The organism is Streptomyces sp. BHT-5-2, assembly GCF_019774615.1.
In the GTDB taxonomy this organism is placed as follows: Bacteria; Actinomycetota; Actinomycetes; order Streptomycetales; family Streptomycetaceae; genus Streptomyces.
In genome coordinates this window covers 663,132-684,238 of record NZ_CP081496.1, presented here as the reverse complement: position 1 = coordinate 684,238, position 21,107 = coordinate 663,132, and the positions used below count along the sequence as shown (strand labels likewise).

The following is a 21,107-nucleotide window of genomic DNA, read 5'->3' as shown; positions in this document are numbered from 1 at the left end:
ATGAGGTGTGGTGGCCGGGCGACGGGAGGGGCCGGGGGAGCGCGTCAGCGGGGCGCCGTCTCCTCGGACGGGGCCGCGCACCGGGCGCTGTACGGGGCGAGGGGGGACGTCGCGGCCGCGCCGGGGTGGGACGGCGGGAGCATCGGCATCTCGGTCAGGCCGGGGAAGTACACATGCAGGCTGACGGCCGGCGCCAGCGCGTCGTTGACGACCTCGTGGGCGTAGCCGGGGGCGAAGACCCGCTGGGCGCCGGCGGCCAGGGTGCGCGGCCGGCCCGCGGCGTGCTCGGTCAACTGCCCTTCCAGGACGGTCAGTACGCCCGAGGACGGGCCGTGGTCGTGCCGGCCGCTGCCCTGTCCGGGGACCCACGACAGCAGCCAGACCTCGTAGCCCGGCCCGGTGCGCAGCCGGTGGTACCAGCGGGTGGCGGCGTCGTAGCGGACCAGCGGGGCCCAGACGGTCCGGTCGGCGGCGATGGCACGGGCCAGGCCCGCGAAGCCGGCGACGGTGCTGGGGTGGGCGGGGACGGGTGGCAGCAGGTGGGGGATGGCGAGCGGGTCGCCGGCGATCTGGACGTCGCTGTTCATGACGGGGTTCCTCGGCGGAAGTGCGGAGTGGCGCGCTGGGTTCCCGGCCCGCGGTGGCGGGGGACGGGGTGCGGCACGGCGCGGGGCGTTCCCGGTGGGGGCGCGGCGCGGTGGACGCGGAGTGGAGCGGGGCGCCGGCCGGGATGGGGCGGGCGCGGGGGCTGGAGCTCAGTGGCTGCGACAGCTGGAACAGCGACAGCGTGCCTGCACGGCGCAGAGCGACCCGTAGGAACGGGTCAGGCGGTGCGCGGAGGTCGCTGGCATGCGGTCAAGGAGACACGGGGCGGTGGTGCGCTGTCAAACGGGGAGCGGCGCGCCGGGCCCCCGTTCACCTCATCCGGTTACCCGGACCGGAGAAAGGTTTGTGCAGCCCATGACGCGGAGAAGCGGTCAGCGACCGCGCCCGGGGCGGCCGTTGCGGTCCTGTGATCCGGCTGTGATCTTTCCCGCTCCGGGGGCCGCGGTGCAACGCGAAAGCCGTCAGTCGGCGTCTCACTCGGTGAGAAGAAGGCCACGGGTCGACCACCCGGGGAAGTGTCCTGGTTTTGCATGATTTGAACACTTTCCGCATACGCTTGGTTCCGCAGAGTGAATAAGAGGCCCAATAGCAGATCTCGGCTTGACTGGCCCGGATCAGCACACTTGTAATTTCACTCGTGTCGTTCAGCCGTTTTCGATCACGGCTTGATCACGGGGACGTAAAGACAGACGAGGGGCGCACATGACCGAGCTGTTCCAGGAATTGCTGGTCGAGGAGGCGGACGAGGAGCTCGGCTGGCAGGAGCGCGCACTGTGCGCCCAGACCGACCCCGAGTCCTTCTTCCCGGAGAAGGGTGGCTCCACCCGCGAGGCCAAGAAGGTCTGCCTCGCCTGCGAAGTCCGGTCCGAGTGCCTCGAATACGCCCTCGCCAACGACGAGCGCTTCGGTATCTGGGGCGGTCTGTCCGAGCGCGAGCGCCGCCGGCTCAAGAAGGCCGCCGTCTGAACCGTGACAGGCCAGCCCCCCGCACCAGCCGCCCGCGGCCGCGCCGACCGCGCCGCCGCACCACCCCAACTCCCCATATCCCCCTATAACGAACGCACCGCCTCCAGCGCACTGCCCGCCGGAGGCGGTCTGCTGTGTACGGAGCCGGTCGGCGGGCCGGCGCGAACCATTAGTGTGGGGCCCCGTCCGGGTCACGCCCGCACCGCCGGCGCGGCGTGCGCGTGTCCCTCGTAGTCCGTCGCAGTGTCTTCCGGGGGCGGGGGCCTTGAGCGACTTCGCCGCGGGCCCCGGCTCCCGGGTCCGGAGGGCCCGTACCTCGATGTCCGTGCACAGCCAGCCGGCGGCGCAGGCCGCCCCGTATGCAGCCGCCACACCAGAGTTCCCGCGGCACGTCGTCACGGCCGTGATCGTCTCGCACGACGGCGGCCGCTGGCTGCCCGACGCGCTCGCCGGACTGCTCGCCCAGGAGCGCCCGGTACAGAACGTCATCGGCGCCGACACCGGCAGCGCGGACGACTCCGCCCGGCTGCTCGCCGAGGCGATCGGCGACGACCGCGTGCTCCACCTCGCCCGCCGCTCGGGATTCGGCACCGCCGTCGACGAGGCGGTCCGTGCCGCCCCCGTCCTCGGCCCCGACGACCTGGCCTATCTGCGCCGCCCCAGCGGCTGGGACCCGGTCAGCCGGACCTGGCACGACGAGGCGTACGACATGCCGGAACTCCCGCACGGGGAACCGGTCCAGTGGCTGTGGCTGCTGCACGACGACTGCGCGCCCGCCCCCGACGCCCTCGCCGAACTCCTGCGGGTCGCCGACGCCAGCCCCTCCACCGCCGTCGTCGGCCCCAAGCTCCGCAGCTGGTACGACCGCCGTCAGCTCCTCGAAGCCGGCGTCAGCATCGCCCGCAGCGGCCGCCGCTGGACCGGCCTGGACCGCCGCGAGCAGGACCAGGGCCAGCACGACCAGGTCCGCCCGGTGCTGTCGGTCTCCACCGCCGGGATGCTCGTCCGGCGCGACGTCTACGAGCAGTTGGGCGGCTTCGACCGCCGGCTGCCGCTGATGCGCGACGACGTCGACCTGTGCTGGCGCGCCCAGGCCGCCGGCCACCAGGTGCTGGTCGCCCCCGACGCGGTGCTGCGGCACGCCGAGGCCGCCGCCCGCGAGCGCCGCCCCATCGACTGCGTCGGCCGGTCGGTCGCGAATCCGCACCGCGTGGACAAGGCCGGCGCCGTCTACACCCTGCTCGCCAACACCCGTGGCGCGCTGGTCCCGTACACCCTGCTGCGGCTGCTGATCGGCACCCTGCTGCGGGTCGTGGCCTACCTCGTCGGCAAGGTCCCCGGCCAGGCGCTGGACGAACTCGCCGGCCTCTTCGGCACCCTGCTCCGGCCCGGCAAGATCCTCGCCGCCCGCAGGCGGCGCGGGAAACCGGCGGTCGACGCGGGCGAACTGCGGTCGCTGTTCCCGCCGCCCGGCGCCACCGTCCGCGCCACCGTCGAACAGATCGCCGGCAACCTCGCCGGCCGCGCCGCCCCCGACGTCGCCTCCTCCGGCCGGCACGGCGCCGTCGAATCCGGGCCCGGCGGCGACGACGCCGACTACCTGGAGATCGAGCAGTTCGCGCGGCTCAAGCGGATCGCCCGCCGCCCCGCGCCGGTGCTCTTCCTCGTGCTGCTGGTCGTCTCGCTGATCGCCTGCCGCGATCTGCTCGGCGGCGGTTCGCTGGTCGGCGGCGCGCTGCTGCCGGCGCCGGACGGCCTCGGCGGCCTGTGGTCGTCCTACGTGGACAGCTGGCATCCGGTCGGCGTCGGCGACACCGCCTCCGCACCGCCCTACCTCGCGGTGCTCGCCGTGCTGTCCACGCTCTTCCTGGGCAGCACCGGCTTCACCCTCACCCTGCTGCTGGTCTGCTCCGTCCCGCTGGCCGGCCTGACCGCCTACTTCGCGTCCCGCCCACTGGTCGGCTCCCGGCTGCTGCGGGCCTGGGGCAGCATCGCCTACGCCTTCCTGCCCGCCGCCACCGGCGCGCTCGCCGGCGGCCGCCTGGGCACCGCCCTGCTGGCCGTCCTGCTGCCGCTGATGGCGCGCGCGGGGATCGCGGCCGCCGGACTGCGGCTGGCGCCCGGCACCCGGCCTGGCTGGCGCGCCGCCTGGGCGTACGCGCTGCTGGTCACCGTCGCCACCGCCTTCACCCCGATCGTCTGGCCGATCGCGGTCGTGCTCGGGGCGGCGCTCGTGGTGCTGCGGTTCTTCGACGGCAGCCGCGGGCTGATCGTGGCGTATCTGCTGCGGTTCCTGGCCGTGGTGCTGGCCCCGCTGGTGGTGCTGGCGCCCTGGTCGCTGTCGCTGCTCGCGCACCCGGCGCAGTTCTTCCGCGAGGCCGGCCTCGACTACGGCGCCGGCTCCGCCTCCGTCCTGGACCTCGTCGGGCTCAGCCCGGGCGGCCCCAAGGCCGTCGGCGGGCTGCTGTTGCTCGGCATCGTGCTGGCGGCCCTCGGGGCGACCCTGCGCGACACCCGGCAGCGGGCGATCCGCACCGCGTGGGCGGTGGCCCTGACCGGGCTGCTGTGCGCGGCGCTCGGCAACGGCTCCGGCTGGACCGGCCCGGCGATGCTCGTCTACGGCCTGGCGCTGCTGTGCGCCGCCGCGGTGGGCGCCGAGGGCATCCGCACCCGGATGACCGCGCTCGGCTTCGGCTGGAAGCAGCCGGCCGCCGTACTCGTCGCGCTGGCCTGCCTGATCGCCCCGCTCTACGCCGCCGCCAGCTGGATGATCACCGGTGCGTCCGGCCCGCTCCAGCGGCGCGACGCCACCCAGGTCCCGGCGTTCGTCGCCGAGGAGTCCACCACCACCGACCGGGCCCGCACCCTCGTCCTGGACGGCACCGCCGGGCACGTCTCCTACTCCCTCGTGCGCGGCTCCGGGGCCGTGCTCGGGGACGCCGACCTGGCCGCCGAGGCCGGCCCGGACAGCCGGCTGGACGACGTCGTGGCCCACCTCGTCGCCGGCTCAGGCGCCGACCAGACCGACCGGCTGGGCGGCTACGCCGTCCGCTACGTCCTCGTCCGCAAGGGCGCCCCGCGCGAGATGGGCCGCGTCCTGGACGCCACCCCCGGCCTGACCCGGCTCAGCCAGGAGGACGGCAGCGCCCTGTGGCGCGTCGACCAGCGGGTCTCCCGGATCACGATCGTCTCGGGGCAGACCAAGGAGGGCACCGGCAACGGCGACGCCGCGGCACCCGTCGCGGTGGCGGCCGGCCCGGTGGCGGCGCACGGCGCCAAGGTGCCCGTCGGGCCCGCCGGCCGGATCCTGCGGATCGCCGACGCCGCCGACGACGGCTGGCACGCCACCCTCGACGGCACCCCGCTCAAGCCCGTCACCGTCGACGGCTGGGCCCAGGGATTCCAACTGCCCTCCTCCGGCGGCCGGCTCGACCTCACCCACGACAACCCTCTCGGCCACACCCTCTGGCTGTGGACCCAGGGGCTGCTCGCGCTCGTCCTGGTCGTGATGGCGCTGCCCGGCCGGCGCCGGGAGATCGACGACGACCTGCCCGAGGAAGCCGCCGCGCCCGCCGCCGCACAGGCCCCGGGGGAGGGCCGCCGGGCCCGCCGGCTGCGCGCCCAGGCGGAGGCCGCCGGTGCCACCGCCGCGACCACCGACGCCGAGGCAGGCGTCCCGGCCGCCGGCACCGAGGAGCCCCCGGTCGCCGTCCCGGCCCCGGAGGACCCCGTCCCGGCCGTCGACCCGTATGCCGCGGTCCCCGCCCAGCCCGTCTACGAGGACTGGCAGGCCGCCCCGGACCCGGCCGCCGCGGCCCAGTCCTATCCGCAGGCCGCCGACCCGTACCAGCCCGATCCGTACGGCGGGCAGCAGCAGCCCTACCCGCAGGCCGATCCGTACCAGGCCGACCCGTACCAGGCCGGCCAGTACGGCGGCTATCCGGCCGACCCGTACCAGGCGGGCGCCTACGACCCGTACGGCTACGGCGGCCAGCAGCCGTACCCGGACGCCGGGCCCGACCAGCACCCGCAGCAGCCCTACGACGGCACGACGTACCCCGGCGCCTTCCCCGAGCCGCGCCGTGACGGGAGCGAGCAGCAGTGAAGCGCACGATCTTGTCCCTGACCGCCGCGGCCGCCGCGCTGGCCGCCGTCACCGGCGTCGCCGCGGTCGCGGCCCCCGGCGGCGACGGCGCCGCGGCCCCCGCGAGCGGCACCCGGCTGCCCGTGCAGCGCTCCACGCTGGTGTGCCCGGCGCCCAGCTCCTCGGAGGTCGCCGAGACCGCCTACACCGCCTTCTCGCCGCCGGGCGCCGCCGCCGGCGCGGACACCAAGAAGGGCACCGCCCAGCTCCTGCCCACCGGCACGGTCGCCGACAGCCACGGCAACCCCGCCGGCAAGGGCGGCAAGGACGCCAAGGGGAAGGGCGGCAAGGGAGGCAAGGGCGGCGCCGCGGACTCCGGCGCCCCGCAGACCGTCCCGCCGCCCGACACCAAGCCCGTGGTCCCGCTCCAGCAGGCCGGGAAGCCGGTCGTGGCGACCACCGACAGCTCCGGCGCGCCCGCCCTGGCCGGCTCCGCCGAAGGCGTGCCGGCCCCCGGCTGGACGGTCCAGCAGACCACCGCCGTCGCCGCCGGCTCCGGCCGCGGCCTGCAGGGCCTGACCTGCACCGCGCCCGACACCCAGTTCTGGTTCCCCGGCGTCAGCACCGCCGCCGGCCGCACCGACTACGTCCACCTCACCAACCCCGACCCGGCCCCGGCCGTCGTGGACCTCGAAATGCGCGGCAAGGACGGCCCGTTGACGGCGAGCGGCGGCGGCGAGGACATCACCGTGCCGCCGCACACCACCGTCCCGGTGCTGCTCTCCACCCTCACCGGCAGCCCCGCCGACGGCGCCGCGCTGCACGTCAGCGTCCGCTCCGGCCGGATCGGGGCGGCCGTCCAGGCGGCCGACGCCAAGGCCGGCGGCGACTGGCTGCCGCCCGCCGCCGACCCGTCCCCCGGTGTCGTCCTCCCGGGCATCCCGGCGGACGCCACCGACGTCCAGCTGGTGGCCGTCGCCCCCGGCGACTCCGACGCCGACCTCAAGGTCCAACTGGCCACCCCCACCGGCCTGATCACCCCGACCGGGCTGGACAGCCTGCACGTCAAGAGCGGGATGACCACCACCGTCGACCTCAAGGACGTCACCAAGGGCGAGGCCGGCTCGCTGGTCCTCACGCCCGGCGACGCCGCCGCCGGCGCCCCGGTCACCGCGGCGCTGAAGGTCGTCCGCGGCAAGGGCGACAACCAGGAGACGGCGTTCATCCCGGCCACCCGGCCGATCGAGACCCGCGGCACGGTCGCCGACAACCGCGCCAAGGGCGGCACCCTCACCCTCGTCGCCCCCACCAAGGGCAAGGACGCCAAGGTCAAGGTCACCGCGTCGGCCGGGAGCGACGGCGGCACCCCGGTCTCGAAGACGTACACCGTCAAGGGCGGCACCAGCCTCGCCGTCCCGCCGCCGCAGCCGTCCGGCCTCAAGGGCGCCTACGCGCTGACCGTGGAGCCGCAGCCCGGCAGCGGCCCGGTCTACGCGGCCCGGATGCTGGCGCTGCCGCAGGGCGGGGTGCCGGCCTTCACCGTCCAACCGCTGCCCGACGACCGCGGCTCGGTGGTGGTCCCCACCGCCGGCCAGGACCTGTCCCTGCTCACCCGCTGACCCCTCGCCGGCGCCGCTGCACGGCGACACCGCCCGTTGCGCGGCGCCGGCTCACTCCTGCCCGTAGCGCGGGTCCACCGACTCCGGTGCCAGCCCCAGGAGTTCGGCGACCTGCTCCACGACGATCTCGTGCACCAGCAGCGCCCGCTCGTCGCGGCCCTTGGTGCGGATCTCCACCGGCCTGCGGTAGATCACGATCCGGTCGCGATATCCGCCGCCGGACGGCAGCACTCGGCCCAGCGGCACGCCGTCCTCCTCCGCTAGCGCGTCCGGCCCGCCGTCGGGCCCGAACCCGGGCACCTCCAGCACCAGGAAATCGACCTGCGCCAGCTGCGGCCAGCGCCGCTCCAGGCGGTCCCGGGAGTCGTAGACAAGATCCGTGAACGCGTCGGCGCGGGTCACCGACAGCGGTACCTGGGGAGGCGCGATCGGGCCGCGCATGCCACGGCCGTGGCGGTCGCGGCGGCGGGGCCGCGGCTCCGCGGGTCGGGGAGGTACGGGACTGTCCATCAGATCGAGCGTAGCCCTCCCGGCACGAGCCGTACGGCGTTGTGCGACAACGCGCCACTTGTCGTCGGGTGACCGGACCGGCCCCGCTTCGGTTCGTTTGCGGCCCCGCATCGGATCGCCCCGCTCCCGCCCGGTGCCGCGGAATGACACGAAATGCACCACCTGGTGACGGTGATCCGCCGCCGGCCCGCACTCCGCGGCCCCGCTCCCGGGACGTCCCGACCGACGGGTGCAGGTCAGACGCATCGGACGAAGCGGGACGACACGGTTGGGTGAGCCGGGGGAGAGTCGTCGCGGCCCGCTCAAGAGTGCGGTACCGTCCAACGTCGTGAGCCCTGTACGTCGCTGTTCGCGCACTGCGTGCGGCCGCCCCGCCGTCGCAACGCTGACGTACGTCTACGCGGATTCGACCGCCGTGCTCGGACCGCTCGCCACCTACGCCGAGCCGCACTGCTACGACCTGTGCGCCGAGCACTCCGAGCGCCTGACGGCCCCCCGCGGCTGGGAGGTCGTCCGCCTCGCCGTCGACCCCGGCCCGGCCCGCCCCTGCGGCGACGATCTCGAAGCGCTGGCCAACGCCGTCCGCGAGGCCGCCCGTCCCCAGGAGCGCGCCGCCGGCGGCACGGACACCCCCGCCCCCTCCGGCCGCGACGGCCACCCCATGGAGGTCGCCCGCCGCGGCCACCTGAGGGTCCTGCGCTCGCCCGACTCCTGACCGCCGCCCCCGGCCCGCTGTCGATCACGGCTGTTTCCCGGCCCCCGCACGGACCCTACCGGTAGGTTTGTGCATCCGTAGCGACTCCAGGAGGGCTGGCTGTGACTGACCTGTCGCAGATCGTGAAGGCGTACGACGTGCGCGGTGTGGTCCCCGACCAGTGGGACGAGCCGCTGGCCGAACTCTTCGGCGCGGCCTTCGTCGAGGTCACCGCCGCCGACGCGATCGTCATCGGGCACGACATGCGCCCCTCCTCGCCCGGCCTGGCCGCCGCCTTCGGGCGCGGCGCGGCCGCCCGCGGCGCCGACGTCACCGAGATCGGCCTGTGCTCCACCGACGAGCTCTACTACGCCAGCGGCGCCCTGGGCCTCCCCGGCGCGATGTTCACCGCCTCGCACAACCCCGCCCGGTACAACGGCATCAAGATGTGCCGGGCCGGCGCCGCCCCCGTGGGCCAGGACAGCGGCCTCGCCGACATCCGCGCCCTGGTCGAGCGCTGGACGGAGCAGGGCGCCCCCGAGCCGGCCGCGGAGCGCGGCACCGTCACCCGCCGCGACGTCCTCAAGGACTACGCCGCCCACCTGCGCTCCCTGGTGGACCTCACCGGCATCCGCCCCCTGAAGGTCGTCGTCGACGCCGGCAACGGCATGGGCGGCCACACCGTCCCCACCGTCTTCGAGGGCCTGCCCCTCGACCTCGACGCCCTCTACTTCGAGCTGGACGGCTCCTTCCCCAACCACGAGGCCAACCCGCTCGACCCGAAGAACCTCGTCGACCTTCAGCAGCGGGTCCGCGAGCTCGGCGCCGACCTCGGCCTCGCCTTCGACGGCGACGCCGACCGCTGCTTCGTCGTCGACGAGAACGGCGACCCGGTCTCCCCGTCCGCGATCACCGCGCTGGTCGCCGCCCGCGAGCTGGCCAAGCACCCCGGCGGCACCGTCATCCACAACTGCATCACCTCCTGGTCCGTCCCGGAGGTCGTCGAGGAACACGGTGGCGCCCCCGTCCGCACCCGCGTCGGCCACTCCTTCATCAAGGCCGAAATGGCCCGCACCGGCGCCATCTTCGGCGGTGAGCACTCCGCCCACTACTACTTCCGCGACTTCTGGAACGCCGACACCGGCATGCTCGCCGCGCTGCACGTCCTGGCCGCCCTCGGCGAACAGGACCGGCCGCTCTCCGGGCTCGTCGCCGCCTACGACCGCTACGCAGCCTCCGGCGAGATCAACAGCACCGTCGACGACCAGGCCGGCCGCCTCGCCGCCCTGAAGGCCGCCTACACCGGCCGCGACGGCATCACCCTCGACGAACTCGACGGCCTGACCGTCACCGCCGCCGACTGGTGGTTCAACGTCCGCCCCTCCAACACCGAGCCGCTGCTCCGCCTCAACGCCGAGGCCCGCGACCGGGCCACCGTCGACCGGATCCGCGACGAGGTCCTCGCCCTCATCCGCGGCTGACCGCCCCCCCGGAGGGCCGCCCGCACGGCGGCCCTCCCACCCGCCGAAAACCCCTCCGGGCAGGCCCGGCCCCCCGCTCCGGCGGTACGCTGGCCACGCCGCAACCACGCCGAAGGAGCACCCCGATGCCGGTCGAAGCCAGCCTGATCCAGATCCTCGCCTGCCCGGCCTGCCACGCCCCGCTGGAGGACGCCACCGCCGCCGACCCGGCCGAGCTGATCTGCACCTCCGCCGACTGCGGCCTGGCCTACCCCGTCACGGACGGCATCCCGGTCCTCCTCGTCGACGAAGCCCGCCGCCCCGCCTGACCGGCGCCACTTTGCCCACCCGGCGATCGGAGGCCGCGCCACCATGCTCGACGAGTCACTGCTCGACGCCCCCGAGGCGCTGGCCGGCGCCGACCGCTTCGGTCTGCTGCGCGCCGTCGCCGAATCCGGCGCCCGGGTCCGCACCGCAGCCCGCGGCGCCGCCGAGTCCGGCATCCCGGAGCTGAGCCCCGACGGGCGGCCGCGCGCCGTCCTCGTCGCCGGGCCCGGCCCGGCCGCCGCCGGCGTCGCCGACCTGCTGCGCGCGCTCAGCGGCGGCAGCTGCCCGGTCAGCCTCGTCCAGCCCACCGGCGTCGCCCCCGTGCCCGGCGCCCTCCGCTGGACGCTGCCCGGCTGGGCCGGCCCGCTGGACCTCCTCCTCGTCGCCGGGCCCGACGCCGCCGACCCCGGCCTCGCCGAACTCGTCGAGCAGTCCTACCGCCGCGGCTGCGCGGTCGTCGCCGTCACCCCCGCCGGCGGCCCGCTCGCCGACGCCGTCGTCCAGGCCCGCGGCCTGCCCGTCCCGCTCGCCACCACCGCCTACGACACCGAGTTCGACGTCGAGGGCGCCCCGCCCGCCGCCCCCGGCACCCTCTGGTCCCTCCTCATCCCGCTGCTGGTGCTCGCCGACCGGATCGGCCTGATCAACGCCCCCGCGGACGCCGTCGGCAAGCTCGCCGACCGCCTCGACCAGGTCGCCGAACGCTGCGGCCCGGCCATCCCCACCTACACCAACCCCGGCAAGACCCTCGCCGCCGACCTCGCCGACGCGCTCCCGCTGATCTGGACCGAGGGCCCGATCGCCGGCGCCGTCGGCCGCCACTTCGCCACCGAGCTGGCCGGACTCGCCGGCCGCCCCGCGCTCCCCGCCGAGCTCCCCGAGGCGCTGACCACCCACCGCACCCTCCTGGCCGGTGCGCTGGCCGCCGGCGCCGACCCGGACGACTTCTTCCGCGACCGGGTCGACCAGCCCGCCGCCCTGCACGCCAGGATCGTCCTGCTCCGCGAGGCCGAGACCGACCCGCTCTCCGCCACCCGCGCCGCCCAGCAGCTCGCCGAGGAGCGCGACACCCCCCTCAGCGAACTCCAGCCGACCCCCGGCAGCGACCTGGAACGCGCCGCGGAGCTCCTCGCCATCGCCGATTTCGGTGCCGTTTACCTGGCGCTCGCCGGCACCGAGTGATCATGGGGCCCGGGGCCGCCGCCCCGCGCCCCACCCGACCACCCACGCCACGTCAGGAAGCAGCCGCATGGACCGCCTCGTCAACACCGTGCGCCCCTACGCCTGGGGCTCCACCACCGCGATACCCGACCTGCTCGGCGTCCCGCCCACCGGCGAACCCCAGGCCGAGATGTGGCTCGGCGCCCACCCCGGCGCCCCCTCGCACCTGGACCGCGGCCACGGCCCGGTCTCCCTCGCCGAGGTCATCGCGGCCGACCCCGAGGCGGAACTCGGCGCCGACACCGTCCGCGCCTTCGGCCCCCGGCTGCCGTTCCTGTTCAAGGTGCTCGCCGCCGGCGCCCCGCTCTCCCTCCAGGTGCACCCCGACCGCGCCCGGGCCGAGGCCGGCTTCGCCGACGAGGAGGCCCGCGGCATCCCCCTCGACGCCCCGCACCGCAACTACAAGGACGCCAACCACAAGCCCGAACTCATCTGCGCCCTCACGCCCTTCGAGGGCCTCTGCGGCTTCCGGCACCCCGCCGAGGCCGCTGAGCTCCTGGTGGGCCTGGACGTCGCCGACCTCAAGCCGTACGCCGACATCCTGCGTGCCGGCCCCGAGGAGGCGGCCCTGCGCGAGGTGCTCACCGCCGTCCTCGGCACCGAACCCCGCGCCCTCGCCGAGACCGTCGACCGCGCCGCCGTGGCCGCGGCCCGACTCGCCTTCGAGGGAGGCCCGCACGCCGACGCGTATGCCGCCTGCGCCGAGACGGCCCGCCACTACCCGGGCGACCCCGGAGTCCTCGCCACCCTGCTCCTCAACCACGTCCGCCTCCAGCCCGGCGAGGCCCTCTTCCTCGGCGCCGGCGTCCCGCACGCCTACCTCGGCGGCCTCGGCGTCGAGCTGATGGCCAACTCCGACAACGTGCTCCGCTGCGGCCTCACCCCCAAGCACGTCGACGTCCCCGAACTCCTGCGCGTCGTCCGCTTCACCCCCCGCGACGCCGGCGTGCTGCGCCCCGAGGACACCGACGGCGAGGAGGTCTACGACACCCCCATCGAGGAGTTCCGGCTCTCCCGCTTCGTCCCGGCCCCCGGCGGAGCTCCCCGCCCGCTGCCCGCCCGCACCCCGCAGATCCTGCTCTGCACCGCCGGCACCGTGCGCCTCACCAGCGACACCGGCACCACCCGCGACCTCACCCTCACCCCCGGCGCCGCCGCGTTCGCCCCCGCCGGCGAACACCTCACCCTCACCGGCGACGGCACCCTCTTCCGCGCCACCGTCGTCGTCTGACGCCCGTCCGCGATCCGGCCACCGCACGACGCCCCCGGGCCGGGCTGCGACAATGACCGCCGCACGGCAGGGAATGGGCGGCACAGCGGCCCGGTCTACGGAAGGGACACGGCGCACCTCATGAGCGCATCCGGCGGTACCAAGGCGATCGTTGCGGCGCTCGGCGCCAACCTGGCGATCGCCGCGGCCAAGTTCGTCGCCTTCGCCTTCAGCGGCTCGTCCTCGATGCTGGCCGAGGGCGTGCACTCCCTCGCGGACTCCGGCAACCAGGGCCTGCTGCTGCTCGGCGGCAAGAAGTCCCGGCGCGCCGCCACCGCCGAACACCCCTTCGGCTACGGCCGCGAGCGCTACATCTACGGCTTCCTGGTCTCCATCGTCCTCTTCACCATCGGTGGCGTCTTCGCGCTCTACGAGGGCTGGGAGAAGATCCAGCACCCGCACCCCCTGGACGCCTGGTACTGGCCGGTCGGCGTCCTGATCTTCGCCGTCGTCGCCGAGGGCTTCTCCTTCCGCACCGCCGTCAAGGAGTCCAACCAGCTGCGCGGCACGCAGTCCTGGATACAGTTCATCCGCCGCGCCAAGGCCCCCGAACTCCCCGTCGTCCTGCTGGAGGACTTCGGCGCCCTGATCGGCCTCGTCCTCGCCCTCGCCGGCGTCCTGCTCACCCTCGCCACCGGCAACAGCGTCTGGGACGGCATCGGCACCATGGCGATCGGCACCCTGCTGGTGCTGATCGCCCTCGTCCTCGCCGCCGAGACCAAGTCCCTGCTGCTCGGCGAGGCCGCCGGCCCCGAACAGGTCGCCAGGATCCGCGAAGCCCTCGTCGACGGCGACGTCGTCACCCGCGTCATCCACATGCGCACCCTCCATCTCGGCCCCGAGGAACTCCTCGTCGCCGCCAAGATCGCCGTCGAGCACGACGACACCGCCACCGAGATCGCCCGCGCCATCGACGCCGCCGAGGCCCGCATCCGGGAAGCCGTTCCGATCGCCCGCGTCATCTACCTCGAACCCGACATCTACGACGAGAAGGCCGCCGCGGCCCAGCCCCCCAGCGGCACCTGACGCCCCACCCGCCACAGGCCCCGCCACCCCCGGGAGGCGGGGCCGTACGCATCCCGCGCCACGGGCCGAAGCCGCCCCCGCACCCCGCGCGGCGCACAGAACAAGCCAACCCGCAAGCCGACGCGGTCTGGGGCCACGGACCCGAGCGGTGTAGATTCGAGGGCAGTGCCAGACGTCGCTGCTGATGGCGGTCGGGCGGCCCGCGACCGCGGACCGGCCGAGGGAGAGAGGGCCTCCGACGGACTGCGCTGCGGCAAGGGGAGAGGTGCACCGGCCTCCACGTAGGCTCAAGTGCGCCCGGTCACGCACCAAGGACCCCGACCCGCGCCGCAGACTGCCCGAATTGCCCGACCGACCTCGACATCCGAGGAGCAGCCCGTAATGACGACAGCAGCCACCGGCCAGGACTTCAAGGTCGCCGACCTGTCCCTCGCCGCCTTCGGCCGCAAGGAGATCACCCTCGCCGAGCACGAGATGCCCGGCCTGATGGCGATCCGCAAGGAGTACGCCGACCAGCAGCCCCTCAAGGGCGCCCGGATCACCGGCTCGCTGCACATGACCGTGCAGACCGCCGTGCTGATCGAGACCCTGGTGGCGCTGGGCGCGCAGGTCCGCTGGGCCTCCTGCAACATCTTCTCCACCCAGGACCACGCCGCCGCGGCCATCGCCGTCGGCCCGCACGGCACCCCCGAGGCGCCCCAGGGCATCCCGGTCTTCGCCTGGAAGGGCGAGAGCCTGGAGGAGTACTGGTGGTGCACGGAGCAGGCGCTGACCTGGCCCGGCACGCCCACCGGCGGCCCGAACATGATCCTCGACGACGGCGGCGACGCCACCCTCCTCGTCCACAAGGGCGTCGAGTACGAAAAGGCCGGCCAGGCCCCCGCCGTCGAGACCGCGGAGAACGAGGAGCACCGGGCCATCCTGGAACTCCTCAACCGCACCCTCGGCGAGAACCCGCAGAAGTGGACCAAGCTCGCCTCCGAGATCCGCGGCGTGACGGAGGAGACCACCACCGGCGTCCACCGCCTCTACGAGATGCAGCGCGACGGCGTCCTGCTCTTCCCCGCGATCAACGTGAACGACGCGGTGACGAAGTCCAAGTTCGACAACAAGTACGGCTGCCGCCACTCCCTCATCGACGGCATCAACCGCGCCACCGACGTCCTGATCGGCGGCAAGACCGCCGTCGTCTGCGGCTACGGCGACGTCGGCAAGGGCTGCGCCGAGTCCCTGCGCGGCCAGGGCGCCCGCGTCATCATCACCGAGATCGACCCGATCTGCGCCCTGCAGGCGGCGATGGACGGTTACCAGGTCACCACCCTCGACGAGGTCGTCGAGACCGCCGACATCTTCGTCACCACCACCGGCAACAAGGACATCATCCTCGCCTCCCACATGGCGCGGATGAAGCACCAGGCCATCGTCGGCAACATCGGCCACTTCGACAACGAGATCGACATGGCCGGCCTGGCCAAGCTCCCGGGCATCGTCAAGGACGAGGTCAAGCCGCAGGTCCACACCTGGACCCACCCCGACGGCAAGGTCCTCATCGTGCTCTCCGAGGGCCGCCTGCTGAACCTCGGCAACGCCACCGGCCACCCGTCGTTCGTGATGTCGAACTCCTTCGCGGACCAGACCCTGGCCCAGATCGAGCTCTTCACCAAGCCCGAGCAGTACCCGACCGACGTCTACGTCCTGCCCAAGCACCTGGACGAGAAGGTCGCCCGCCTCCACCTGGACGCGCTGGGCGTCAAGCTCACCACCCTGCGCCCGGAGCAGGCCGCCTACATCGGCGTCGAGGTCGAGGGCCCCTACAAGCCCGACCACTACCGCTACTGAGCCGCCGCCGGCCCGTCCGCGGGCCGGCAACCGGCACCCCCAGCAACCGCTGGCACCAGGCCCTCGCCCTCCCGGCGGGGGCCTGGCCCGCAGAAACCCCGGAAACCCCCGCGCCCCCGGCGCACCGCCCCGCTCGCCCGTCGCAAGGACCGCACCACCATGCCCCGCGGCCACTACTCGCTCCACGACCCGCACGACCACACCCCCCTCGGCGAGGAACACTTCCACTGCGCCACCGGCCCCTCCGGCTGGCGCTACGTCTCCCAGATCCTCGACACCGCCGGCGAGCACACCGGCTCCGTCGACCTCACCCTCGACGACCTCGGCCGCCCGATCCGCCTCCAACTCACCAGCGGCGCCTGGCAGGTCCGCGGCGCCGCCCTGGACGGTGTGACCTGGGTGCGCACCGACCCCACCGGCACCCACGCCACCGAGGGCAACGTCGCCGCCCACGCCTTCACCGGCGCGTCCCCGGCCTTCCTCGTCGCCACCGCCCGCCTGCTGCGCCCCGCGCTCGGCGCCGGCGCCATCCGCGTCCGCCTCGTCGCCCTCACACCCCCCGTGCTCGCGCCCCGCACCCTCGACCAGGCGTGGGCTCTGCTCTCCAGCACACCACACGCCACTGACATCGCCCCGCTCGTCGCCGACGAGTACCAGGTCACCGACCTCGAAACCGGCGAACAGCACGCCGTCCACCTCGCCGGCGACGTCGTCCTCGCCGCCCCTGGCATCGAACTCGAATCCCTCGACACCCCGCCGTCGACGTTCGGCTGACGCCCGCGGGCACCGGACCCCGCGGCACCGCGCCCCGGCGACCGGCTTCGCCGTCACCCTCCCCGGGGCCGCCACCGCCCCGCCCGCCTCACACGGGCGGCGCGAACCCGGTCCCGCTCCGCGGAGCCGGCCCCTGGCCCGTGCCCGGCGCCCCGGACACTCCCGGCACCTGCCCGGCCGCCCCCGTGGTCCCGCCCGCCCCGGCACCACCGGACACACCGCCCGGCAGCGCCTCCTCGGGTGTCACCGCACCCCCGGGCATCACCCACGCCCCGCCGGACGCGACCGCACCGCCCCCGGGGACGCCACCCGAAGGCGCCGCCCCCACAACTGCTCCCGCAGCATGGGCAGTTCCCGGCACCGCCCCGGCCGCACCGCTCTCCCCGAACGCCCGCCGGGACTCCCGCCCCTGCCGCTCCTGCACCACCGCGGCCAGGTACACCGCCGGGTCCACCCCCGCCGGCATCTCCGCCCCCGTGAAGCCCCGCAGGTCCCCGGCGAGCCGCCCGGCCAACACCGCACCCGCCTGCGGATCCAGCTCGCCCAGCCGCCCCAGGTACTGCCGCACCGCCAGCCACCACCCGTCCGGCACCCGCGACAGATCGAGCCCCCCGACCTCCCCGGCCAGCCACGGCGGCGGCGCCGGCAGCAGCACGCCCCCGCCCTCCGCCTCGGGCACCCGCTCCCGGATCACCAGCGTCCCGGCGAACACATCGCCCAGCCGCCGCCCCCGGGCCGACACCAACGACGCGATCGACGCCACCACCCCGAACGTCATCACGATCTCGACGGCCCCCATCGCGCCCCGCACCAGCGCATGCCGGAACCGGATCGGTCCGCCGTCCTCCCGCACCACCCGCAACCCGCAGATCAGCTTCCCCAACGACCGCCCGTGGCTCAGCGTCTCCACCGCGATCGGAATCCCCACCTGCACCAGCACCAGCGTCGCCACCTGCAGCGCCGCCAGCACCGCACCGTCCAACGAGGACGCGGCGCTCACCAGCACCAGCGTCACCGCGATGTACGTCCCCCAGGCCACCGCCAGATCGACCACCACGGCCAACCCCCGGCTCGCCAGCCTGGCCGGCCGCAGCCCCAACACGACCGCCTCACCCGTCACCAGCTGACTCACACGCCCCACTCCCTCTCGGCCCTGCTCCCCGGCCCGCCACCGCGCGACCGCCCGTAACACCGCGGTCCCGCCCTGAGGTGCGGGGCCCCGCGCCCGGCCAGTCTGCCAAGCTGGCCGGGCACCCACCCACCGCGCTGCGAGGAGCGACCCCGGTATGGACCTCGATGTCTTCGTCACGGCCCACAGTGCCGAATGGGACCGCCTGGAAACCCTGCTGCGCCGCAAACGCCGCCTCACCGGCACCGAGGCCGACGAACTCGTCACCCTCTACCAACGCACCACCACCCACCTCTCCCTTCTCCTCTCCAGCGCCCCCGACCCGACCCTGACCGGCCGCCTCACCTCCCTCGTGGCCCGCGCCCGCAGCAAGGTCACCGGTGCCCGCAAGTCCTCCTGGCGCGACGCCGCCCGCTTCTTCACCACCTCGTTCCCCGCCGCCGTCTACCGCCTGCGCCACTGGTGGATCCCCACGGCGGTGCTCTCCCTCACCGCCGCCGCCCTCCTGGGTTGGTGGATAGCCGCCCACCCCGAGGTCCAGTCCGCCCTCGGCGCCCCTCAGGAACTGCGCGACATGACCCGCCCCGGCGGCGAGTACGAGACCTACTACTCCAACCACCCCGCCGCGGCCTTCGCCGCCCAGGTATGGACGAACAACGCCCAGGCCGTGGCCCTCTGCCTGGTCTTCGGCGCCTTCCTCGGCCTCCCCGTCCTCTGGGTCCTGCTGGAGAACATGCTCAACCTGGCCGCCGGTGTGGGCTTGATGTCCTCGGCGGGCCGCCTCGACACCTTCCTCGGCCTGATCCTCCCGCACGGCCTCCTCGAACTGACCGCCGTCTTCGTCGCCGCCGGCATCGGCCTCCGCCTCGGCTGGACCGTCGTCGACCCGGGACCCCGCACCCGCCGCACCGCCCTGGCCGAGGAGGGCCGCACCGCCCTGGGAGTCGCCGTCGGCCTCGCCGCCGTCCTCTTCGTCTCGGGCGTCCTCGAAGGCTTCGTCACCCCCTCCGGCCTCCCCACCTGGGCCCGCATCACCATCGGTGTCCTCGCCGAGCTGGCGTTCCTCACCTACGTCTACGTACTGGGTGGCCGCGCCGTACGCGCCGGCGAGACCGGCGACGTCGAGGCAACCGACCGCACCGCCCTCCTCCCCACCGCCGCCTGATGTGCACACACCCTTCCTGACCTGCTAATCTCTTCTTCGCTCCGCGACCCGTTGACATGGGTGGCAGGGGGAGGTAGATTCAAACGGTTGCAAGGAACTGGACAAGTTCGATCGCAACGGTTAGTTTCATCTCCGCTCCAGTCGCACTTCACGGTGACGGAGCGCGCCGATCATTAACAGAAGTTCCGGTCCGTCTTATGGATCGAATACCTCTGATAAAGTCGGAAAAGTCGAGAGACAAACCCCCCGACGGGTATTCCAGAACGAAATTCGAACCAGCCGCCGAGCGGCTCGGAACGGAAAGAAGATCTGATAAAGTCGGAAAGGCCGAAAAGCGAAAGCGAAACGGCCGCCCCGCTCCGGCAGGGGGCCAGAGACGGAAACGGATCTGGTAAGGTCGGAACCGCGAGAAAGCCGAAAGGCCGGATCGCACCGGCGGAAATCAGGGCCGAAAGGTTCTGATAGAGTCGGAGACGTAAGACCGAAGGGAAGCGCCCGGAGGAAGCCCGCGAGGGCAGGCCGAAGGAAGCGTCCGTTCCTTGAGAACTCAACAGCGTGCCAAAAGTCAACGCCAGATATGTTGATACCCCGTCTCCAACGTCATGTTGGGGCGAGGTTCCTTTGAAAGTCCTTCCAAAGCTTTGGGAGGCGCACAGCGAGGACGCTGTGAACCGCGGGGATTATTCCTCCTTGTGGTTCCGCTCTCGTGGTGTTCGCCCCGATTACGGGGAAGCATTCACGGAGAGTTTGATCCTGGCTCAGGACGAACGCTGGCGGCGTGCTTAACACATGCAAGTCGAACGATGAACCGGCTTCGGTCGGGGATTAGTGGCGAACGGGTGAGTAACACGTGGGCAATCTGCCCTTCACTCTGGGACAAGCCCTGGAAACGGGGTCTAATACCGGATATGACACACGGAGGCATCTTCTGTGTGTGGAAAGCTCCGGCGGTGAAGGATGAGCCCGCGGCCTATCAGCTTGTTGGTGAGGTAATGGCTCACCAAGGCGACGACGGGTAGCCGGCCTGAGAGGGCGACCGGCCACACTGGGACTGAGACACGGCCCAGACTCCTACGGGAGGCAGCAGTGGGGAATATTGCACAATGGGCGAAAGCCTGATGCAGCGACGCCGCGTGAGGGATGACGGCCTTCGGGTTGTAAACCTCTTTCAGCAGGGAAGAAGCGAGAGTGACGGTACCTGCAGAAGAAGCGCCGGCTAACTACGTGCCAGCAGCCGCGGTAATACGTAGGGCGCGAGCGTTGTCCGGAATTATTGGGCGTAAAGAGCTCGTAGGCGGCTTGTCGCGTCGGATGTGAAAGCCCGGGGCTTAACTCCGGGTCTGCATTCGATACGGGCAGGCTAGAGTTCGGTAGGGGAGATCGGAATTCCTGGTGTAGCGGTGAAATGCGCAGATATCAGGAGGAACACCGGTGGCGAAGGCGGATCTCTGGGCCGATACTGACGCTGAGGAGCGAAAGCGTGGGGAGCGAACAGGATTAGATACCCTGGTAGTCCACGCCGTAAACGTTGGGAACTAGGTGTGGGCGACATTCCACGTCGTCCGTGCCGCAGCTAACGCATTAAGTTCCCCGCCTGGGGAGTACGGCCGCAAGGCTAAAACTCAAAGGAATTGACGGGGGCCCGCACAAGCAGCGGAGCATGTGGCTTAATTCGACGCAACGCGAAGAACCTTACCAAGGCTTGACATACACCGGAAAACTCTGGAGACAGGGTCCCCCTTGTGGTCGGTGTACAGGTGGTGCATGGCTGTCGTCAGCTCGTGTCGTGAGATGTTGGGTTAAGTCCCGCAACGAGCGCAACCCTTGTTCTGTGTTGCCAGCATGCCTTTCGGGGTGATGGGGACTCACAGGAGACTGCCGGGGTCAACTCGGAGGAAGGTGGGGACGACGTCAAGTCATCATGCCCCTTATGTCTTGGGCTGCACACGTGCTACAATGGCCGGTACAATGAGCTGCGATACCGTGAGGTGGAGCGAATCTCAAAAAGCCGGTCTCAGTTCGGATTGGGGTCTGCAACTCGACCCCATGAAGTCGGAGTTGCTAGTAATCGCAGATCAGCATTGCTGCGGTGAATACGTTCCCGGGCCTTGTACACACCGCCCGTCACGTCACGAAAGTCGGTAACACCCGAAGCCGGTGGCCCAACCCCTTGTGGGAGGGAATCGTCGAAGGTGGGACTGGCGATTGGGACGAAGTCGTAACAAGGTAGCCGTACCGGAAGGTGCGGCTGGATCACCTCCTTTCTAAGGAGCACTTCTTACCAGGCTTCGGTTTGGTCAGAGGCCAGTACATCAGCGAGTGTCTGATGCTGGTTGCTCATGGGTGGAACGTTGACTATTCGGCCTGTTCAGGTCATGGCTCGTTAGTACTGCTTCGGCGTGGAACACGGGACTGTG

The 21,107-nt window shown here is 72.8% G+C and carries 15 protein-coding genes and 1 rRNA gene; 13 read left to right on the top strand and 3 right to left on the bottom strand.

The window, feature by feature from the left end; all coding sequences use genetic code 11:
• Positions 1–44 precede the first annotated feature (44 nt).
• Positions 45–587: a cysteine dioxygenase family protein gene (locus K2224_RS02830; protein ID WP_221905089.1), complete on the bottom strand. Its 543-nt coding sequence runs from the start codon at positions 585–587 to the stop codon at positions 45–47.
• 721 nt (positions 588–1,308) lie between these two features.
• On the opposite strand from K2224_RS02830, the gene K2224_RS02825 reads away from it, so the two are divergent.
• The 3 genes from K2224_RS02825 to K2224_RS02815 all read left to right on the top strand — a co-directional run bounded on the left by K2224_RS02825 (position 1,309) and on the right by K2224_RS02815 (position 7,275).
• Positions 1,309–1,572 (top strand): WhiB family transcriptional regulator, encoded by a 264-nt coding sequence (locus K2224_RS02825; protein ID WP_003983763.1) that lies wholly within the window; start codon positions 1,309–1,311, stop codon positions 1,570–1,572.
• Positions 1,573–1,891: 319 nt separating this feature from the next.
• Positions 1,892–5,677 (top strand): glycosyltransferase, encoded by a 3,786-nt coding sequence (locus K2224_RS02820; protein ID WP_221905088.1) that lies wholly within the window; start codon positions 1,892–1,894, stop codon positions 5,675–5,677.
• Positions 5,674–7,275 carry a DUF5719 family protein gene (locus tag K2224_RS02815; RefSeq protein ID WP_221905087.1) on the top strand — a complete coding sequence of 534 codons (1,602 nt, stop codon included), beginning with the start codon at positions 5,674–5,676 and terminating at the stop codon, positions 7,273–7,275. The genes K2224_RS02820 and K2224_RS02815 overlap by 4 nt, the downstream gene beginning before the upstream one ends.
• A gap of 51 nt (positions 7,276–7,326) precedes the next feature.
• On the opposite strand, the gene K2224_RS02810 is transcribed toward K2224_RS02815, so the two are convergent.
• The gene (locus tag K2224_RS02810; RefSeq protein WP_221905086.1) at positions 7,327–7,785 is read right to left on the bottom strand and encodes a metallopeptidase family protein; all 459 of its coding nucleotides are present in this window, start codon (positions 7,783–7,785) and stop codon (positions 7,327–7,329) included.
• 268 nt (positions 7,786–8,053) lie between these two features.
• Between K2224_RS02810 and K2224_RS02805 the strand changes: the two genes are divergently transcribed.
• The 8 genes from K2224_RS02805 to K2224_RS02770 all read left to right on the top strand — a co-directional run bounded on the left by K2224_RS02805 (position 8,054) and on the right by K2224_RS02770 (position 16,396).
• On the top strand, positions 8,054–8,500 hold the full coding sequence (locus tag K2224_RS02805; RefSeq protein ID WP_221905085.1) for a DUF3499 domain-containing protein: 447 nt from the start codon (positions 8,054–8,056) through the stop codon (positions 8,498–8,500).
• A gap of 101 nt (positions 8,501–8,601) precedes the next feature.
• A complete protein-coding gene (locus K2224_RS02800) occupies positions 8,602–9,960 on the top strand; it encodes a phosphomannomutase/phosphoglucomutase (RefSeq protein WP_221905084.1) in 1,359 nt (452 codons plus the stop codon).
• A 125-nt stretch (positions 9,961–10,085) separates the two neighbouring features.
• Complete coding sequence (locus K2224_RS02795) at positions 10,086–10,268, top strand: Trm112 family protein (protein ID WP_221905083.1); 183 nt, start codon at positions 10,086–10,088, stop codon at positions 10,266–10,268.
• Between the two features lie 43 nt (positions 10,269–10,311).
• The gene (locus tag K2224_RS02790) at positions 10,312–11,448 is read left to right on the top strand and encodes an SIS domain-containing protein (RefSeq protein ID WP_221905082.1); all 1,137 of its coding nucleotides are present in this window, start codon (positions 10,312–10,314) and stop codon (positions 11,446–11,448) included.
• Between the two features lie 67 nt (positions 11,449–11,515).
• Positions 11,516–12,718 (top strand): mannose-6-phosphate isomerase, class I, encoded by a 1,203-nt coding sequence (gene manA / locus K2224_RS02785; RefSeq protein ID WP_221905081.1) that lies wholly within the window; start codon positions 11,516–11,518, stop codon positions 12,716–12,718.
• A 120-nt stretch (positions 12,719–12,838) separates the two neighbouring features.
• Positions 12,839–13,783: a cation diffusion facilitator family transporter gene (locus tag K2224_RS02780; protein WP_221905080.1), complete on the top strand. Its 945-nt coding sequence runs from the start codon at positions 12,839–12,841 to the stop codon at positions 13,781–13,783.
• Between the two features lie 381 nt (positions 13,784–14,164).
• Positions 14,165–15,622 carry an adenosylhomocysteinase gene (gene ahcY / locus K2224_RS02775; protein WP_221905079.1) on the top strand — a complete coding sequence of 486 codons (1,458 nt, stop codon included), beginning with the start codon at positions 14,165–14,167 and terminating at the stop codon, positions 15,620–15,622.
• Positions 15,623–15,781: 159 nt separating this feature from the next.
• On the top strand, positions 15,782–16,396 hold the full coding sequence (locus K2224_RS02770; RefSeq protein ID WP_221905078.1) for a hypothetical protein: 615 nt from the start codon (positions 15,782–15,784) through the stop codon (positions 16,394–16,396).
• An 88-nt stretch (positions 16,397–16,484) separates the two neighbouring features.
• On the opposite strand, the gene K2224_RS02765 is transcribed toward K2224_RS02770, so the two are convergent.
• Positions 16,485–17,528, bottom strand: a complete 1,044-nt coding sequence (locus K2224_RS02765) for an RDD family protein (protein ID WP_221905077.1) — start codon at positions 17,526–17,528, stop codon at positions 16,485–16,487.
• Positions 17,529–17,682: 154 nt separating this feature from the next.
• Between K2224_RS02765 and K2224_RS02760 the strand changes: the two genes are divergently transcribed.
• Positions 17,683–18,690 carry a stage II sporulation protein M gene (locus K2224_RS02760; RefSeq protein WP_221905076.1) on the top strand — a complete coding sequence of 336 codons (1,008 nt, stop codon included), beginning with the start codon at positions 17,683–17,685 and terminating at the stop codon, positions 18,688–18,690.
• 735 nt (positions 18,691–19,425) lie between these two features.
• Positions 19,426–20,954: ribosomal RNA gene (locus K2224_RS02755) — 16S ribosomal RNA — on the top strand.
• Positions 20,955–21,107: the final 153 nt, after the last annotated feature.

Excerpts from the sequence above, each read along its gene's own strand:
- K2224_RS02770 (WP_221905078.1), top strand. The coding sequence starts at position 15,782 with ATGCCCCGCGGCCACTACTCGCTCCACGACCCGCACGACCACACCCCC.
- manA (WP_221905081.1), top strand. The coding sequence starts at position 11,516 with ATGGACCGCCTCGTCAACACCGTGCGCCCCTACGCCTGGGGCTCCACC.
- K2224_RS02790 (WP_221905082.1), top strand. The coding sequence starts at position 10,312 with ATGCTCGACGAGTCACTGCTCGACGCCCCCGAGGCGCTGGCCGGCGCC.
- K2224_RS02830 (WP_221905089.1), bottom strand. The coding sequence starts at position 587 with ATGAACAGCGACGTCCAGATCGCCGGCGACCCGCTCGCCATCCCCCAC.
- K2224_RS02825 (WP_003983763.1), top strand. The coding sequence starts at position 1,309 with ATGACCGAGCTGTTCCAGGAATTGCTGGTCGAGGAGGCGGACGAGGAG.
- K2224_RS02795 (WP_221905083.1), top strand. The coding sequence starts at position 10,086 with ATGCCGGTCGAAGCCAGCCTGATCCAGATCCTCGCCTGCCCGGCCTGC.
- ahcY (WP_221905079.1), top strand. The coding sequence starts at position 14,165 with ATGACGACAGCAGCCACCGGCCAGGACTTCAAGGTCGCCGACCTGTCC.
- K2224_RS02810 (WP_221905086.1), bottom strand. The coding sequence starts at position 7,785 with ATGGACAGTCCCGTACCTCCCCGACCCGCGGAGCCGCGGCCCCGCCGC.
- K2224_RS02780 (WP_221905080.1), top strand. The coding sequence starts at position 12,839 with ATGAGCGCATCCGGCGGTACCAAGGCGATCGTTGCGGCGCTCGGCGCC.
- K2224_RS02820 (WP_221905088.1), top strand. The coding sequence starts at position 1,892 with ATGTCCGTGCACAGCCAGCCGGCGGCGCAGGCCGCCCCGTATGCAGCC.
- K2224_RS02760 (WP_221905076.1), top strand. The coding sequence starts at position 17,683 with ATGGACCTCGATGTCTTCGTCACGGCCCACAGTGCCGAATGGGACCGC.